The 17,256-nt window shown below is 65.4% G+C and carries 17 protein-coding genes; 4 read left to right on the plus strand and 13 right to left on the minus strand.

Annotated features, from left to right (window positions below):
- Complete coding sequence (locus ACREB4_RS18470) at positions 1-1,101, plus strand: protein-glutamate methylesterase/protein-glutamine glutaminase (RefSeq protein WP_431589710.1); 1,101 nt, start codon at positions 1-3, stop codon at positions 1,099-1,101.
- Between the two features lie 4 nt (positions 1,102-1,105).
- Here the strand turns inward: ACREB4_RS18470 and ACREB4_RS18475 are convergent, their stop codons facing one another.
- The 4 genes from ACREB4_RS18475 to groES form a co-directional block, all read right to left on the minus strand.
- Positions 1,106-3,370 (minus strand): patatin-like phospholipase family protein, encoded by a 2,265-nt coding sequence (locus ACREB4_RS18475; protein ID WP_431589711.1) that lies wholly within the window; start codon positions 3,368-3,370, stop codon positions 1,106-1,108.
- 36 nt (positions 3,371-3,406) lie between these two features.
- Positions 3,407-3,958 carry an outer membrane beta-barrel protein gene (locus ACREB4_RS18480; protein ID WP_431589712.1) on the minus strand — a complete coding sequence of 184 codons (552 nt, stop codon included), beginning with the start codon at positions 3,956-3,958 and terminating at the stop codon, positions 3,407-3,409.
- 227 nt (positions 3,959-4,185) lie between these two features.
- Positions 4,186-5,835 (minus strand): chaperonin GroEL, encoded by a 1,650-nt coding sequence (groL, locus tag ACREB4_RS18485; RefSeq protein WP_431589713.1) that lies wholly within the window; start codon positions 5,833-5,835, stop codon positions 4,186-4,188.
- Between the two features lie 60 nt (positions 5,836-5,895).
- On the minus strand, positions 5,896-6,186 hold the full coding sequence (gene groES, locus ACREB4_RS18490) for a co-chaperone GroES (RefSeq protein WP_431589714.1): 291 nt from the start codon (positions 6,184-6,186) through the stop codon (positions 5,896-5,898).
- A gap of 247 nt (positions 6,187-6,433) precedes the next feature.
- Here groES and ACREB4_RS18495 point away from each other — a divergent pair, with 247 nt between their 5' ends.
- Both ACREB4_RS18495 and ACREB4_RS18500 read left to right on the plus strand, forming a co-directional pair.
- Positions 6,434-7,405, plus strand: coding sequence for a diacylglycerol/lipid kinase family protein (locus ACREB4_RS18495; protein WP_431589715.1), 972 nt, complete (start codon positions 6,434-6,436; stop codon positions 7,403-7,405).
- Complete coding sequence (locus tag ACREB4_RS18500; protein ID WP_431589716.1) at positions 7,402-8,214, plus strand: metallophosphoesterase family protein; 813 nt, start codon at positions 7,402-7,404, stop codon at positions 8,212-8,214. The genes ACREB4_RS18495 and ACREB4_RS18500 overlap by 4 nt, the downstream gene beginning before the upstream one ends.
- Here the strand turns inward: ACREB4_RS18500 and ACREB4_RS18505 are convergent.
- Genes ACREB4_RS18505 through ACREB4_RS18515 form a run of 3 tightly spaced genes read right to left on the minus strand, consistent with a single transcriptional unit; the run spans position 8,177 to position 9,594 of the window.
- On the minus strand, positions 8,177-8,851 hold the full coding sequence (locus ACREB4_RS18505; RefSeq protein ID WP_431589717.1) for a phosphatase PAP2 family protein: 675 nt from the start codon (positions 8,849-8,851) through the stop codon (positions 8,177-8,179). The genes ACREB4_RS18500 and ACREB4_RS18505 overlap by 38 nt on opposite strands.
- A 22-nt stretch (positions 8,852-8,873) precedes the next feature.
- A complete protein-coding gene (locus ACREB4_RS18510) occupies positions 8,874-8,999 on the minus strand; it encodes a hypothetical protein (RefSeq protein ID WP_431589718.1) in 126 nt (41 codons plus the stop codon).
- Positions 8,986-9,594: a methyl-accepting chemotaxis protein gene (locus ACREB4_RS18515; protein WP_431589719.1), complete on the minus strand. Its 609-nt coding sequence runs from the start codon at positions 9,592-9,594 to the stop codon at positions 8,986-8,988. Before ACREB4_RS18515 ends, ACREB4_RS18510 begins: the two co-directional genes overlap by 14 nt.
- A gap of 70 nt (positions 9,595-9,664) precedes the next feature.
- Between ACREB4_RS18515 and ACREB4_RS18520 the strand changes: the two genes are divergently transcribed.
- Positions 9,665-11,053 carry an L-serine ammonia-lyase gene (locus tag ACREB4_RS18520; RefSeq protein ID WP_431589720.1) on the plus strand — a complete coding sequence of 463 codons (1,389 nt, stop codon included), beginning with the start codon at positions 9,665-9,667 and terminating at the stop codon, positions 11,051-11,053.
- A gap of 7 nt (positions 11,054-11,060) precedes the next feature.
- Here the strand turns inward: ACREB4_RS18520 and ACREB4_RS18525 are convergent, their stop codons facing one another.
- The 6 genes from ACREB4_RS18525 to ACREB4_RS18550 form a co-directional block, all read right to left on the minus strand.
- Complete coding sequence (locus tag ACREB4_RS18525) at positions 11,061-11,657, minus strand: sugar transferase (protein ID WP_431589721.1); 597 nt, start codon at positions 11,655-11,657, stop codon at positions 11,061-11,063.
- Positions 11,654-12,823: a DegT/DnrJ/EryC1/StrS family aminotransferase gene (locus ACREB4_RS18530; protein ID WP_431589722.1), complete on the minus strand. Its 1,170-nt coding sequence runs from the start codon at positions 12,821-12,823 to the stop codon at positions 11,654-11,656. The genes ACREB4_RS18525 and ACREB4_RS18530 overlap by 4 nt, the downstream gene beginning before the upstream one ends.
- 35 nt (positions 12,824-12,858) lie before the next feature.
- Positions 12,859-13,953, minus strand: coding sequence for a glycosyltransferase family 2 protein (locus ACREB4_RS18535; RefSeq protein WP_431589727.1), 1,095 nt, complete (start codon positions 13,951-13,953; stop codon positions 12,859-12,861).
- A 10-nt stretch (positions 13,954-13,963) separates the two neighbouring features.
- Complete coding sequence (locus tag ACREB4_RS18540) at positions 13,964-15,094, minus strand: glycosyltransferase family 4 protein (protein ID WP_431589723.1); 1,131 nt, start codon at positions 15,092-15,094, stop codon at positions 13,964-13,966.
- Positions 15,091-15,723: an acyltransferase gene (locus ACREB4_RS18545; protein ID WP_431589724.1), complete on the minus strand. Its 633-nt coding sequence runs from the start codon at positions 15,721-15,723 to the stop codon at positions 15,091-15,093. Before ACREB4_RS18545 ends, ACREB4_RS18540 begins: the two co-directional genes overlap by 4 nt.
- A 157-nt stretch (positions 15,724-15,880) precedes the next feature.
- Positions 15,881-17,256, minus strand: a 1,376-nt coding sequence (locus tag ACREB4_RS18550; protein WP_431589725.1) for a calcium-binding protein, incomplete at its 5' end; no start/stop codon positions are given.

The raw sequence follows: 17,256 nt of genomic DNA on the forward strand, positions 1-17,256 counted from the left end.
ATGCCCAAGACACGTGTGGTGGTCGTCGACGACTCCGCCCTGGTTCGCAGCCTTCTGACCGAGATCATCAACCGCCAGCCCGACATGGAGTGCATCGGCGCCGCCGCCGACCCGCTGCTGGCGCGCGAGATGATCCGCAACCTCAACCCCGACGTGATCACGCTGGACGTGGAAATGCCGCGCATGGACGGCATCGATTTCCTGTCGAAGCTGATGCGCCTGCGGCCCATGCCGGTGGTGATGGTGTCGACGCTGACCGAGCGCGGCGCGGAGGTCACCCTGAAGGCCCTGGAGCTGGGCGCGATCGATTTCGTGGCCAAGCCCAAGATCGGCGTGGCCGATGGCCTGCGCCACCTGCAAGACGACATCACGGACAAGATCCGCATCGCCTCCAAGGCGCGCATCAACCGCTTGCATGCGCCCGCCACCACCCCAGCGGGTGCCACGCACCCTGCCACCAGCGCGGCACCACGGCCGGTCACGGCCAGCCTGGGGCGGCTGTCCACTGAAAAGATCATCTTCATCGGCGCTTCCACGGGCGGCACCGAAGCCACCAAGGAAGTGCTGATCACCTTGCCGGCCGATTCACCCGCCGTGGTGATCACCCAGCACATGCCGCCCGGCTTCACGCGGAACTACGCCGCACGCCTGGATGGCCTGTGCAAGATCAGCGTGAAAGAGGCCGTGGATGGCGAACGCATCCTGCCGGGCCACGCCTACATCGCGCCGGGCGGCATGCATTTGAGCGTGGAACGCTCGGGCGCCAACTACCTGGCCCGCGTGCAGGACGGCGATCCCGTCAACCGCCACAAGCCCAGCGTGGAAGTGCTGTTCAAGTCGGCCGCCCGCGTGGTGGGCCCCAATGCCGTCGGCATCATGCTGACCGGCATGGGCGCCGATGGCGCGACCGCCATGCGCGAGATGCGCGACGCCGGAGCCTACTGCGTGGCCCAGGACGAGGCCAGCTGCGTGGTCTTCGGCATGCCGCGCGAGGCCATCGCGGCCGGCGCGGTGCAGGAAGTGCTGCCGCTGACCAAGATCACCGGCCACCTGATGGACCACCTGCGCGCCACCGCGGGCTCGGCCCTCAGCCGCGTTTGAGCAATCAGGGCCGGCCCACGAAGATCATCAGGGTCGAGCCCACGCGCGGGCTGTAGGCCACGGCGCTGTACACCGGGCCGAAGGCCGTGTCGGCGCCCAGGTACAGGCTCATGCCCTTGCGCAGGCGCCCGGCGCCCAGGTCGGCGGGGCGATCCCAGGCATTGCCCAGTTCAAGACTCGTGCCCACCACCAGGCCGCGCGTCAGGTAGAGGTTGGCCACACGCTGCTGGTAGCCCAGGCGCAACAACGCGATCTGCGAACCACTGACCTGGAAAGGTTCGTAGCCCGACAGCTGCTGGAAACCTCCCAGGCCATAGCGTGGCGTGGGCTGCTCGGCGCCATCGGACAGGCCCAATCGGGCATAGGCGCTCACGGTGTGCCGCCCCCACGACCACGCCCCTTGCGCCTGGGCCTCGAAATGGCTGAGTTCGCCGGTCTGGGCCAGGCCATGGCCAAAGCTGCGGCCCTTCATCCAATTGGTTTCCAGGCGCCAGCCGTGGGTCGGGAAGAAGGCATGGTCGAGTTGGTCGAAAACGGCGCCGAGATGCCAGCCGCGCTCGGTCCAGCGCACGGGCGTCAAGGGCCCGGCGTAGCTGGCCAAGGCGATGTCGGGATCGTCGCGGAAGGTGTCGTCGACCCAGCCCAGGCGGAACTCGCCCAGTTCGCGCCAAGTGGTGCCCAGGTCCAGGCTGATGCCACGCCGCTTGCGTTCCAGCTCGGCCGACAGCGGCCCCTCGGGGTCGTCGTGCAGGCCCAAACGCCGGCTTTGCAGCGTGGCCGAAGCCGACACGAAACCACGCAGGCCGTCGGGCAGCTTCCAGTCCATGGGCCGGTACCACTCGGTGCCGATGGCGGGTGAGGTGCCCACCTTGATGAAGTTGCGCCACTCGCTGCCATGCGAGTCCAGCCAATGCCGGTTGTGCACCAGCTTGAGGTTGAAGAGGCTGCGGCCTCGGCTGTCCGCGCTGAAGTCCAAGCCGATCTGCAGGTAGTTGGGCCCCCAGGGCTTGTCTTCCAGGTCGAACACCAAACCCTCACCGCCTTCGGGCGTGCGCACCAGGCGGTAGTCGGCGCGCAGGTAGTCGCCCGTGGCGGCCAGGCGCGTGGCGTCGCGCTCGGCCTTGGCGATGTCGAAGGTGTCGCCGGCCTTGGTCTCGAGGATGTCGTCGCGGCTCTCGGGCTTGGTCTGCTTGCTGCCTTCGAATGTCACGAAGGCCAGGGGCGCGGCCGGCGTGATCTTCTGCTGGCGCCGAGCCTTCCAACGTGCGTAGTCGGCCTCGCTCAGCTTGAGGTCCTGCATGCGCAGCACCAAAGCCTCGGCCTGCAGTTGACCCAGCGCCACGAACTCAGCGCCGCGTTCGAAGTCGGCCGCCGTCAGGTTGTCCAGCGTGGGGGCGATCAACACGTCGTCAGGGCGCAGGCTTTGCAGGCTGCGCTGCACGTTCTGCTCGGTCAGGATGTTGATCATCTGCCCCGTCACGCCCGTGAAGGAATTGAGCGTGTCGCGCTTGGACAGGGGCGTGCCGATGTTGACCACGATGAGGCGCTGCGCGCCCATGTCGCGGGCCACGTCGACCGGTGTGTTGTTGACCAGCCCACCGTCGCCCAGGATGCGCCCATCGACCTCGACCGGCGCGAACACGCCGGGCACCGACATGCTGGAACGCAGCACGGTGGAGAGGTCGCCAGCGCCCAGGATCACGGGCTTGCCGGTCTCCATGTCGGTGGCCACCGCACGGAACGGCGTGGGCAACTGGTCGAAGTTGCTGAACTGCCGCACGGGCAAGGTCATGCGCCGAAGGTGCGATTCCAAGCCCCGGCTGGACACCGGACCCAGGGGCGCCTTGAGCCCGGTGGCATCGATGCCGACTTCAATCAAGGGCGAGACCTCGAAGTCCTGCTCCTTGCGGCGTTGCGACAACTCGCGCCGATCCACCCGGCTGGCGAACACATTGCCCCAATCCAGGCGCAGCACCTCGGCCTCGATCTGCTCGGCCGACAGGCCACTGGCATAGAGCCCGCCCACGATGGCACCCATGGACGTCCCGGCGATCACATCGACGGGGATGCGTTCGCGCTCCAGCACTTTGAGCACACCCACGTGGGCCAGGCCACGGGCGCCGCCCCCGGACAGCACCAGGCCGATGCGGGGACGGGAGGGTTCGTCAGGGACGGGCGTGACTTGCTGTGCGCTGGCCACCAAGGGCACCAGCAAGGCCAGCAAGCAACTCCCTGCCCGCCAATGCTGTTCGACGCGCTGCTGCTTCATGCCTGCATTGTGCAGGCATCGCAGCCCAGCACGCGGTCAGAACGAGAACTGGATACCGCCGCTCAGGGCGTTGAGCGAACCATCGCTGCCGCGCACTTCAAAGGAGGTCAGGTCGAAAGCACCCACGATCTTGAGGTTCTTGGCCACGGCGTACTCGATGCCCAGGCCAGCGTACAGCTTGATGGAGCTGTCGGAACCCACCCCGATGAAACGAACGCCACTGGGGTCGGAGCTGACATTGGCCAGGCCCAGGCGTGCAATGCCTGCCCACTTGGGCGAGAAGTCCCAACGGTAGGCGCCGTTGACCACGAAGGCCGACACGTCGATGTTGCCCGTGCCGACGCCGAGCGTGCTGACACTGGTGCCGCCGAAGTCGATGTAGGCCGCTTCGATCGAAATGTGGGGCGCCAAGGTGAAGCCACCATAGACCTTGAAGGCCGTGTCTTGCGTGTCGCAATCAGAGGCGAAAGGGCAGTCAACGCTGAAATTGCTGAAGCCAACGGTGCCACCCACATAGGCCTGGGCCGAAGCGGCGCCAGCGAAGGCGGTCAGGGCAGCAAAGGCGGCCAGGGAAGCGAGTTTTTTCATGGGAACAGATCTCCTCTTTGTGGATGCAAGACAGCAAGCGTGCTGATGCGAAGGAGTGTGTCGAGAAGGCGCGCCCAGGCCAACCGCCCGTTCCGGTGGGAATTGTCTCAAACGGTTAACGGCATGCGGATAAACAACGGCATTTCGCAAAATCGACCGCCCATGAAAAAAGGGCCGCATCGCTGCGACCCTTTTCATGACAAGAGCTTGAGGGCTCAGGCCGGCATTTACATGCCCATGCCACCCATGCCGCCCATGCCACCCATGTCGTGGCCGCCGCCGCCAGCAGGCGACTCGTCCTTGGGTGCATCAGCGATCATGCATTCGGTGGTCAGCAGCAGCGCGGCCACGGAAGCAGCGTTTTGCAGGGCCGTGCGGGTGACCTTCGTGGGATCCAGGATGCCCATTTCGATCATGTCGCCGTAGGTGTCGTTGGCAGCGTTGAAGCCGTACGTGCCCGTGCCAGCCAACACAGCGTTGATGACCACCGAAGGCTCGCCACCGGCGTTGGCCACGATTTCGCGCAGAGGCGCTTCGACAGCACGCAGGATCAGCTTGATGCCAGCGTCCTGGTCGGCGTTGTCACCAGCGATGGTGCCAGCAGCCTGACGGGCGCGCAGCAGGGCGACGCCGCCGCCAGCCACGATGCCTTCTTCAACGGCGGCACGGGTGGCGTGCAGCGCGTCTTCCACGCGGGCCTTCTTTTCCTTCATCTCGACTTCGGTGGCAGCGCCGACCTTGATCACGGCCACACCGCCGGCCAGCTTGGCCACGCGTTCTTGCAGCTTTTCACGGTCGTAGTCGGACGTGGCTTCTTCGATCTGCACGCGCACTTGCTTGACGCGGGCTTCGATGTCGGCAGCTTCGCCAGCACCGTCGATGATGATGGTGTTTTCCTTGCCGACTTCGATGCGCTTGGCTTGGCCCAGATCGGCCAGGGTGACCTTGTCCAGGGACATGCCGACTTCTTCGGCGATGACCTTGCCGCCCGTCAGGATGGCGATGTCTTCCAGCATGGCCTTGCGGCGGTCGCCGAAGCCAGGGGCCTTCACAGCCACGACCTTCAGGATGCCGCGGATGGTGTTGACCACCAGGGTGGCCAGTGCTTCGCCATCGACTTCTTCAGCGATGATCAGCAGAGGACGGCCAGCCTTGGCAACTTGCTCCAGCGTGGGCAGCAGGTCACGGATGTTGGAGATCTTCTTGTCGTACAGCAGCACGAAAGGGTTGTCCAACAGGGCGGCTTGCTTCTCAGGGTTGTTGATGAAGTAAGGCGACAGGTAGCCGCGGTCGAACTGCATGCCTTCGACGACGTCCAGTTCGTTGGCCAGGCTCTTGCCGTCTTCAACGGTGATGACGCCTTCCTTGCCGACCTTGTCCATGGCGCTGGCGATGATCTCGCCCACGTCCAGGTCAGAGTTGGCGGAGATGGTGCCGACTTGCGCGATTTCTTTCGACGTCGTGGTGGGCTTGGATTGCTTCTTCAGCTCGGCGACCAGGGCCGTGACGGCCTTGTCGATGCCGCGCTTCAGGTCCATCGGGTTCATGCCGGCGGCCACGTACTTCATGCCTTCGCGCACGATGGCCTGGGCCAGCACGGTGGCGGTGGTGGTGCCGTCACCAGCGTTGTCGCTGGTCTTGGAGGCCACTTCCTTCACGAGCTGGGCGCCCATGTTCTGGAGCTTGTCCTTCAGTTCGATTTCCTTGGCCACGGACACACCGTCCTTGGTCACGGTGGGGGCGCCGAACGAGCGCTCGAGGACCACGTTGCGGCCCTTGGGGCCCAGGGTCACCTTGACCGCGTTGGCCAGGATGTTCACGCCCTCGACCATGCGAGCGCGGGCTTCACCGCCGAAAACGACGTCTTTAGCTGCCATTTGGAATTCTCCGAAAATGCTTGAAATTGGGTGGGGTGGTGCTTGGAAAGGGAGAAGTGATTACTTCTCGACGACCGCGAACAGGTCGTCTTCCTTCATGACCAACAGTTCTTCGCCATCGACCTTGACGGTCTGGCCGCTGTACTTGCCGAACAGAACACGGTCGCCGACCTTGATGTTCAGGGCCACGAATTCGCCCTTGTCGCTGCGCTTGCCGGGGCCGACGGCCAGGACTTCACCTTGGTCGGGCTTTTCGGCAGCGTTGTCAGGGATGATGATGCCGGAAGTGGTCTTGGTTTCTTGTTCCAAGCGCTTGACGATCACGCGATCGTGCAAAGGACGAAGTTTCATCGTATCTCCTGTCTGTGTCAGACAACGGTTTGAAGTAATTGCAATGAGAGTGATTGCTCACATCACACTGACTCGAATGAGGCAACCCTGGGGTTGTTAGCACTCAAGACTCATGAGTGCTAAACACATTATAGGGATGCTTATGCGGGTTTCAAGGGGGTTTTTTGAGGCACGTGCGGTGATCACACCGCCAACGCCGCGGGAACACCAAATGCTAGGGTTTGCCATGACCACTTGACCGCCCCCCATGCCCAAGCACGCCGCCGCATTGATTCCCTCAGACGACGACTTGTCGCCCTGGTCTGCCACCGCACCGCTGTACGTGGTGCTCAACGCCGGATCCGGTCACCTGGAAACCCAAGAGCGCATCGACACACTCCAGCGCGTGTTCCGCGAAGCCGGCCGGCGCCACGAGGTCATCCACGTCAGCGACACCGCCCGCTTGGACGCTTCGATTTCACGCGCCATCGACCTGGCCCGGCAACACCGGGGCGCGGTGATCGCCGCTGGTGGCGACGGCACCATCAACGCGTTGGTGCAGCAAGTCTTGCCCACGGGCCTGCCTTTTGGCGTGCTGCCCCAGGGCACGTTCAACTACTTCGGGCGCAACCATGGCATCTCGTCCGACATCGAAGAAGCCGCACGCAGGCTGCTGACCGCCCGGATCAAACCGGTGCAAGTGGGCTTGATCAATGACCGGGCCTTCATCGTCAACGCCAGCATGGGCCTGTACCCGCAACTGCTGCAGGACCGCGAGGCTTTCAAGCAGCGCTTCGGGCGCAGCCGGCTCGTGGCCCTGTTGGCCGGCTTGGCGACCATGTGGCGCGAGCACCGCGACTGGGTGGTCAAGCTGTCCCTGGACGACAGGGTGCAGACGATCGTCACGCCCACCTTGTTCGTGGGCAACAACGCGCTGCAGATGGAGCAGATCGGCATCCCCGAGGCCCCTGCCCTGCAAGATGGCCAGTTGGTGGGCATCGCCGTCAAGCCCTTGGGCAAGCTGGCCATGTTGGGCTTGCTGCTGCGCGGCGCCATCGGACAACTGGGCGATGCCGACAAGGTGTCCAGCTTTGCCTTCAGCAGCCTGGTGCTGACACCCCGCCGGCCTCACAAGCCACGCCGCCTGAAGGTGGCCACCGATGGCGAGGTCATCTGGATGGACACGCCCCTGCATTTCCGCCCTGCGCCGCAAGCCCTGCAACTGCTGGTACCGACGTGAGCGTGCTGCTGCAGATTTCGGACCCGCATTTCGGGACCGAGCAGCCCCTTGTGATGGAGGCCTTGTTGAGCTTGGCCCAGGCCGAACAACCCGAGGTCATCGTGTGGTCCGGAGACATCACGCAACGAGCGCGACGAGCGCAGTTCGAGGCGGCACGCCGCTTCGCCGATCGCCTGCCCTCGCCGCACCGCCTGGTGATTCCCGGCAACCACGACATCCCCTTGTTCAACCTGCCTGCGCGGCTGCTGTGGCCCTACGCCAATTTCCAGCGGGCCTTTGGCCGGCCCCTGGAGCCTTGCCTGTCGACCCCGAACTGGCTGGTGATCGGCGTCAACACCACGCGGCCCTGGCGCCACAAGAACGGTGAAGTGTCGAACGGACAAATCGATCGGGTCGCGGCACGCCTTCGCGAAGCCACGCCTGGCCAGGTGCGGGTGGTGGTCGTTCACCAACCGGTCTGCGTGACCCTGGACAAGGACGACGAGAACCTGCTGCGCGGCGCACCAGAGGCCTTGTCACGCTGGGGAGCCGCGGGGGTCGACCTGATCCTCGGCGGGCACATCCACCTGCCTTATGTGGTCGAACAGGCGGGCGGCGTGGCGGTGGGGCAGCGTCCGTTCTGGGTGGTGCAGGCGGGCACCGCGCTGTCGACGCGCGTTCGCGGAGGCCAGGCCAATTCCGTCAACCTCATCCGTCAACCGGCCCAGCCTGGGCAGGCCGTGTCGATCGAGCGCTGGGACTTCCGGGGCGAACAACAGGACTTTGCCCTGCTCAGTCGCCTGGACGCGTGCGTGCCGACAGCAAGATGACGCACAGGGCCAGCCACACCCAGGCTTCCGCCACCCCGGCCAGGACGTCGGTGAAGAAATGCACGCCAAGGTAGACCCGGCTCCAGGACACCAGCGCAATGGCGAGCAAAGCCATGGTGCCCACCACCCACCGCCAGGGTGAGCGGGGCAGGTGGACCAGCGCCACCAGGGCCAGGAAACCGTACAGCAGCGTGGTGCCGGAAGCATGTCCGCTGGGAAAGCTGAAGGTTGCCAAGGTCAGCAGCGGCTCGTCCACCACCGGCCTCGGGCGTGCAAAGGCCTGCTTCATCACGGCGTTGAGCAAGGCCCCACCCGGCACGATCAGCCACAGGGGCAGCAGCCAATGCCGATGGCGAGGCACCACGATGAGGAACACCGACAGGCCGACCGCGTAAGCGGTGATCGCCATGACCGAGTGGAGGTGCGTGATGACCAGCAAAACGCGGGTCAGGCCCTGTGAACGCATCCGGATCGACCATTCGGCGGCGAGGGCATCCAGGCCATTGGCGTGACCCTGCGTCGTCACCAAAAAAGCCAACGCCAAAAAACAAGGAAGGCCCAGGCACAACAGCCAGGCCGAGGCCGGGCGAAGTTGGCGAAAAAAAGCCCGGCTGGGGGCGCTCAGGGGGCTGCTCATCCCCCCGGATGCTAAAGGCACATCAGGCCACCTTGAACACCGACACGATCTGCGCCAGGTTGATGGTCTGGTGCTTGAGGCTTTCGGCGGCGGCCGACTCTTCCACCAAGGCGGCGTTCTGTTGCGTGACCTGGTCAAGCTGTGTCACGGCATGCCCCGGTGAGTTCCTCCATCGACGCCGCGGTTTGCTGCAGGTTGGACGCCTGCTCTTCCGTGCGTTGCGACAGATCGGCATTGCCCGTGGCGATCTGCGCCGTGCCCGTGGCGATGGACTCGCTGCTGTCGCGCACGCTGCTGACCAGCGTGCTCAAGCCATCGTTCATCAGCTTGAGCGCCGCCAGCAGTTGGCCTGTTTCATCGGTCGAGCGCACGTCGATGCGTGAGGTCAGGTCGCCCGAGGCCACCGTCTGCGCCACGGTCACCGCCTGGCCAATGGGCCCGGTGATGGAGCGGATGATGTACCAGGCCAGCCCCATGCCCGACAGCAAGGCCAGCGCAGTGAGCACGGTGATGGTCCAGAGGGTGTGCTGGTAGGCCACCTGGCTGGCGTCGTACTCGCTCCTGGCCACGTCCAGCTGCACTTCGATCAGCTGGTCCAGCACCTGCCCGATCGGGTCGATGGCTTCGTACATGCCATGGCCGGTGAAGGCTTTGAGGTCCTTTTCGGCCTGGACCAAGATGCTGCAAGCGATGCCATGCCGGGGTGGGCTCGCCTGGATTTGGTGCAAAAAAGGGGCGGCCATCTGGCATTCCATGACACCTGGCGCATGTGCCCATGCACGGGGTCAAGGTGAAAGGACTATGCTGGCCACCATGGCCCTCTCCGTCTTCGACCTCTTCAAGGTGGGCATTGGCCCTTCCAGTTCGCACACGGTGGGGCCGATGCGGGCCGCACGGCTGTTCGCTGCCCGGCTGGCCAGCGATGGGTGGCTGCCGCGCGCGGCCAGCCTGAAGGCGGAGTTGTTCGGCTCGCTGGGGGCGACCGGCAAGGGACATGGTTCGGACAAGGCCGTGATGCTGGGCCTGATGGGCCACGAGCCCGACACGGTGGACGTGGACGGCATCCCCGCACTGCTGGCCCAGGTTCAGCAAGGACATTCGCTGGCCTTGATGGGCCGTCACACGGTGGATTTCGACCCCACGCAACACCTGGTTTTCCACAAGCGGCAAAGCCTGCCTTTTCACCCCAATGGCCTGCGTTTTTCTGCCTTCGATGCGGCTGGCGCCGCGCTGTGGACGCACGAGTACTACTCCGTGGGCGGTGGCTTCGTGGTCAGCGAAGACGTCGCCTCGGATGGCGCCCGGCACAAGCGCATCGCCCCCGATAGTGCGGTGCTGCCGCACCCCTTCCACAGCGGTGCCGACCTGCTGCGCCTGACCACCGAGCTGGGCTGTGGCATGGCCGAGGTGATGCGGCGCAATGAGCTGCACTGGCGTCCCGAGGCCGACACCCGCGATGGCCTGATGCGGCTTTGGTCGGTGATGCAAGCTTGTGTCGAGCGAGGCTGCCACACACCGGGCACCTTGCCGGGCGGCTTCAAGGTGGCCCGCCGAGCGCCGCCCTTGTTTGCCAAACTCTCGTCGGCCACAGCGCCCCTGGATGATCCCTTGGCGGTGATGGACTGGGTCAACCTCTACGCCCTGGCCGTGAACGAAGAAAACGCGGCCGGCGGACGCGTGGTCACCGCCCCCACCAACGGTGCCGCGGGCATCATCCCCGCCGTGCTGCACTACTACACGCGCTTCGTGCCCGGCGCCACCGACCAGGGCGTGCAGGACTTCCTGCTCACCGCTGGCGCCATTGGCCTGCTGTACAAGGAAAACGCGTCCATCTCGGGCGCCGAAGTGGGCTGCCAGGGCGAAGTGGGCGTGGCCTGTTCGATGGCGGCCGCCGGCCTGTGCGCCGTGATGGGCGGCACGCCGGAGCAGGTCGAGAACGCCGCCGAAATCGGCATGGAGCACCACCTGGGCCTGACCTGCGACCCGGTCGGCGGCCTGGTTCAGATCCCCTGCATCGAGCGCAACGCCATCGCCTCGGTCAAGGCCATCAACGCGGCGCGGCTGGCCCTGCACGGCAACGGCTCGCACCGCGTCAGCCTGGACAAGGTGATCAAGACCATGCGCGACACCGGGGCCGACATGATGACGAAGTACAAGGAGACCGCGCGCGGCGGCCTGGCCGTCAACATCGTGGAATGCTGAGCAGGGATCAGCCCTTCAGGATGGCGGCGATGGTGCGCAGGATGAGGCGGAGGTCGGTCCACACCGAGGCCTGGTCCACGTAGCGTTCGGCCAGGGCCAGCTTGTGCGGCAGGATCTCGTGGATGTAGGCGTGTTCAGGGTCTTTCGCACGCGCCAGCACGCTGCTTTCATCGCGGTACTCGATGGACGCGATGTCGGTGATGCCCGGGCGCACGGACAGCACTTTGGCACGGACCTCGGCGGGGTAGTGGGCCACGTAGCGCGGCACTTCGGGGCGCGGTCCGACCAGGCTCATGCGGCCCAGCCACACGTCGATCAGCTGCGGCAGTTCATCGAGCTTGCTGCCGCGCAAGGCATGGCCGATGCGCGTGATGCGGCGGTCGGCCCCCACGGTGATCTGGGGGCCGGCGCCTTGCGGGTCGTGGCGCATGGTGCGGAACTTGTGGATGCGGAAGGGCTGGCCAAAGCGCCCCACCCTTTCCTGCCGGAAGAACACCGGACCGGGTGAATCCAGCTTGATCGCCAAGGCCACCAGCAACAAGGCCGGCGACAGCAGCAGCAGGCCCAGCGAGGCCAGCGTCAGGTCGAACAGCCGCTTGCTCACGCTGCCTTGAGCGCCTTGCGCACCGAAGCGATCACGCGCTCGACATCCGCGTCCGTCATCTTGGTGTACAGCGGCAAGGTGAGCATGCGTTCGTAGGCATGCTGGCTGTGCGGAAACTGCGCCGGCTTGAGCGCGTAGCGTTCCTTCCAGTAAGGGTGCAGGTGCAAGGGGATGTAGTGCACGCTCACGCCGATGCCATCGGCGAACAACGCTTCGATCAACTGGTCGCGGTTGATCTTGGCGTCGTCCGACAGGCGCACCACATACAGGTGCCAGGAGTGCAGATCGGCCGGGTTGGCCGGGCGTGGTGGCGCGATGATGGGCAGGTCGGCAAAGGCCTCGTCATAGCGCGTGGCGATCTGCTCCCGGCGCAGCTGGAAGCCGCGCACGCGCTTCAACTGGTGCAGGCCCAAGGCCGCGGCGATGTCGGTCAGGTTGTACTTGAAGCCCGGTGCCACGATCTCGTAGTACCAGCTGGGCACCTTGGCCGTGAAGCGGTCGAAGGCATCGCGGCTGATGCCGTGCAGGCGCATGACCTTGCAGCGCGCGGCGATGGCTTCATCGCGTGTGACCACCATGCCGCCTTCACCGGTGGTGATGGTCTTGTTGGCGTAGAAGCTGAACACGGTCACGTCGCTTTGCAAGGTGCCGATGGTCTGCTGATTGAACGTGGTGGGCAGGGCGTGGGCCGCGTCCTCGACCACCTTCAGGCCATGCTGCCGTGCGATCGCCATCACCGCGTCCATGTCCACCGACAGGCCGGCGTAGTGCACCGGCATGATGGCCTTGGTCTTGGGCGTGATCGCGGCTTCGATGGCCCTGGGGTCGATGTTGAGCGTGGCCGGGTCGATGTCGACCAGCACCACGTCGGCGCCCATGTAGCGCACGACCTCGGCCGTGGCGGTGAAGGTGTGCGTGGTGGTGATGACCTCGTCGCCAGGGCCGATGCCGATGGCCTCCAGGGCCAGGTGCAGGCCGGCCGTGGCCGAGTTCACCGCGATGGCCTGCAGCGAATCGTCGCCCAGGAATTGGATGAAATCCTGCTCGAAGCGGCGCGCCTTGGGCCCCGTGGTGACCCAGCCCGAACGCAGGGTATCGACCACTTCGGCGATCTCTTCTTCGCCGATCTCGGGCAGGGCAAATGGCAGGAAGTCAGCTGGGCTCATGGGGTCTCGTCCAATTCATCGTCGTCGTCAAACGGTCAGCGCGTGAGGCGGCCAAAGGCGGGGTCGGGCCGGCCGCGCAGCAGGGCGTCGAACCAACCCCGGATCGAACCCAGGCCGTAGCCGAAATGGTAGGCGGCGATCACGCGCGGCAAATGGGGCAACAAATCCATGCCCTGCTGGCGGGCGATCAGCAGGCAAACGGCGCCCACGGCCCCCACGTACAGCAAGGCCTGCGCCGCGCACAGGGCCAGCACCACCCAGACGGCACGCGCCACGGCGTCCTGGGTGACCGCCCCGGGTTCGATCCCCCAACTGGCCCACAGGCTCAGCACGAACAGCAGGACCAGCAGCAGGTTCAGCACGCCCACGAACAGACCGGGGATCAGGTGGCGCCAGGCCGCGGCCTGGCCATGCTTCTTCATCACGAAGGGTTTCCAGTAACCGTATTGGCGGTACTGGCGAAAAACGTCGGCCGTGCTGGCGCGGGGGAAGTACGTCGAGCGGATGCTGGCCGATTGCCAGACGCGCCCGCCGCCCTGGTGGATGCGCAGGTTGTGCTCGTCATCCTGGTTGCGCACCAGGGTTTCATCGAAGCCCCCAAAGCGCTCGAAGGTCTGGCGTGGCCAGGCACCCAGGTACACGGTGTCGACCTCGCCTTCGTAGGCCAGGTCGCGCGACAGGGCACCACCCGCCACCCAGCGCGACTGGAAGGCCGCCGCGATGGCACGCTGCACCGTGCCCTGCGGGCCGGCAACGCCTTCGGCACGCCAGGGTCCGCCCACGTTGTCGGCGCCGGTGGCTTGCCAGGTGGCCAGGCATTGGGCGATGTAGTCTGGCGCGTAGACCGTGTGCACGTCCAGGCGCACGATGAACTCGCCCCGTGCGCGTTCGATGCAGCGGTTCAGGCCGCAGGACACGATGCGCCCGGGGTTGTCGAGCATGGCGAAGCGCGGGTCGCTCTGGCACCAGGCGGCCAGGCGTTCACGGGTGCCGTCCTGGCTCTGGCCATCGGCGATCAGCACTTCCAGCGACCAGCCTTCGGGCACGATTTGCGCGGCCACGCTGCGGCAAAAAGCTTCGATGTGGTCGCGCTCATGGCGACAAGGCACGATCACCGAGACAATGCGCATCGCCATGGCCTCAGCGCGCCTTGTCCGCCACGGTGCGCCTGGCGCCTTTGGCCACCGGCATCAGCAGCTTTTCATACAGGCGCCACATCGCGTCCATCTGGCCGCGCCGGGAGGCTTGCCGTTCGATCAGGTCGCGGTTGTGCGCGCCCATCTGGGCCACACGCTCGGGGTGATCGTAGGCCGTCAGCAAGGCCTGCGCGACGGCATCGACGTCGCGCACCGGCACGATCCAGCCACCCCGCTCGGTGATCCACTGGCGGTTGGCCGGCAAGTCGGTGGCGATGATGGGCAGGCCGCAGGCCATGGACTCGAGCACCGACACCGAGGTGGCGTCGCTGCTGGGCACGGACACCGACACGCGGCTGCGCTGGATGGCCTGGACCATGGCCTGGTCGCCCACGCGCCCGTGGAAGCGCACCTGCTGCAACAGGCGCAAGGCCGCCACGCGCTCTTGCAAACCCGCTTCCATCGGCCCGCCGCCCAACAGGTGCAGCAAGGCGTGCGAATGCGGGCGCAGGGTCAGGAAGCGCGCAAAGGCCTCGATGACCAGGTCGATGTTGTAGTTGCGCTCCCAGGACCGCAGGCTGACCACCTCGAAGTCGGAGGCCGGGGTGGCCGGGGTGAACTTGTCGGTGTCGGCGCCCCACAAGATTTGATGCACGGGCGCGGTGGGGTCGTAACTGGCGATCTCCTCGACCATGTCCATGGAGTCGGCCGTGATCAGGTCGGCGCGGCGCAATGACCAGCGGACCACCCAGCGCATCAGGCGGCTCTGCTTGGGCGTGACCAGGATGTCCGAGCCCCAGGCGGTGAGCACCTTGGGGCATTTCAGGCCGCAGGCCGCCGCCCACAAACCATAAGAGGTGACGTAATGGCCATGGACGATGTCGGGCTTGAAGGTCTGGCCCAGTTCGCGCACCACGCGGCGCACCTCGGGCAGGGCCTTGAACCACGAGGCCTTGTCGCTGCCCGGGCGGATGGCGATGACCTGGCGCGCGCCTGGCACCTCGCCCGGCTGGCGCGTGATGACCACCGCCTCGGCCCCGCGCTCGACGGCGGACGCGACCCAGCGGCGGGTGTGCACGCTGGACGCGTCGGCGAAGAACAAGATGCGCAGCGGCGCCTGCCGGGTCGGGCTCATGGACGTTCACCGCCCAGGGCGCGGCGCAGGTTGTCCTGGCCGGCCCAATGGGCGTAGATCGGGTGCAGTTCCGGGTGCCTTTGCAGCAATGCGCCATCCAGCTTGCGGCTGTCGCCGATCACCTCGGCCGGCCGGCCGGGCGAGCCCGCGCCCACGATGGCGAAGTCGGGCACCTCGCCAGACACGAAGCAGTAGGCCTGCACGATCACACCTTTGCCGATGCGCGCGCCCGGCGCGATCACGCTGTGCGGGCCGATGAAGCTGTAGGCCCCGATGCGCGTCGGCCGGCGCACATAGCCCGCCGGGTTGGGGTTGTTCACGTAGCGCCGCCCCATGATCCGCACCGATTTGTGGCTGGAATGGCTGAGGATGGACACGTAGTTGGTGACCTGGCAGCCTTCTTCGATCACCAGGCCGTTGGAGCCGTCGATGCGGTTGAAGTGCCCGATGAAGACGTGGTCGCCCAGCACCAGGCCGGCGGTGTCTTCCACGGCGGAATGGGTGCTGACGCGGGTGTGGGGGCAATACGTGCCATTCGCGTTGCGCCAGCCGTACACGATGCGTGGACCGGTGAAGGCCGAAAGCCACCGCGCGGTGAAGCGCTTGAGGTGCTGGAGCAAAGGCATCATTGGGAAACAGGTTTGCACAAAAATAGTGCGTGACAAGCCAGATATTCTCGCCTGTTTCTCCCGATCTTCAGCCTTGCAGGGGACCAAGCCCCCTCAGTTCAGTGGCGCCAAGCCCGTGCCTGGGTGGGCTTGGCGCATTTTCATGGCAACAATGGCCTCACGCCCAGTTGGCCGCGATCACGGGGTTGAGCGACGTCTGGTAGTTGGCAGCCAGGGTGGTCTGGCCGGCCGCAGGCGGCGTGAAACCCGCCATGGCACTGACCAGATTTTCGACCTTGCTCGCCATCAACGCCTTGCCGTCCGACAGCTTCACGCTCTCGACCTGGTTGGCCGCAGCCGAGTACCAGTTGTTGATGGTGAACTTGTCCGCCGTGCCGATCACCGACAGTTCCAGGTTGTTGCCAACATGGCGCAGCCACAATTGGTCGGCCGTGACGCCGGCCAGCACGCTGAGCTGATCCATACCGCCGGCGTCGGCCAAGGTGTCGGCGCCCTCGCCCCGCCCCCAAAGGTAAGTGTCGTTGGACGTGGTGGCGAAAGAGGTCAAAGTATCAGCACCTTGGCCGCCACGGTAGGTGTCGTTACCGCCACCACCCGCCAAGCTGTTGGCGCCGCCATTGCCTGCAAGCACGTTGCTTGATGCATTGCCGGTGCCCGAGATATTGCCCGTGCCCGTTAGCGTGAGGTTCTCGATGCCCTGCGTGAACTGCTGGTCGATGGAGAAGGATACGTTTGAACGAACCTCGTCTGCCGTGCCATTGGCCGCGCCTGCGAACTCGTAAACCACATCATCGTGCGAGTTGACGATGTAGACGTCATTGCCGGCTCCACCTACCATCGTGTCGGTTCCCGCCAATCCGCCATCCAACACGTTGTTGGCGCTGTTGCCTTGCAGGAAGTTGTTGGCACTGTTGCCAGTGGCATTGATGTTGGCAGTGCCTGTCAAGGTCAGTTTTTCAATGCCTTGCGTGGTGGTTTGGTTGAGGGAATAGGTGACGCTGGAGCGCACTTGGTCGTCAATGCCATTGGCGTCGCCCGCTTGCTCAATGACAGAGTCGGTGGTGGCATCCACGATGTAGGTGTCATCGCCTGTGCCTCCGACCATGGAGTCGCTGCCTGCTCCTCCGATCAGGAAGTCATCTCCGTCACCACCGTAGAGGGTGTCATTGCCCATGTCGCCGGCCAAGGTGTCATTTTCTGCATCGCCGAAGAGCCAGTCGTTGTCGGCGCCTCCATCGAGGGAATCGTCGCCAAGGCCACCGAAAAGGAAGTCGTTTCCGGCGAGGGCGGTCAGGGTGTCGCTGCCGTCCAGGCCATACAGAGCGTCTGAATTGGCGATGCCTGTCAACGCATTGGCGGTGGTAGACCCTGTTTGGCGTGCAGAGGTGGCCAATGTGACGATGTCATTCAATTGCCAGAAGCCGCCATCGCTGAAACGGATTTGCTGCACCGGGGTCCAAGTGTTGGCCGGGTTGTCCTGGTAGAAGAAGTCCTGCACGGTCACGGTGTCGCTCGTGTTCGCAATGGACAGCA

This window comes from Aquabacterium sp. (assembly GCF_050725395.1).
GTDB lineage: Bacteria > Pseudomonadota > Gammaproteobacteria > Burkholderiales > Burkholderiaceae_C > Aquabacterium.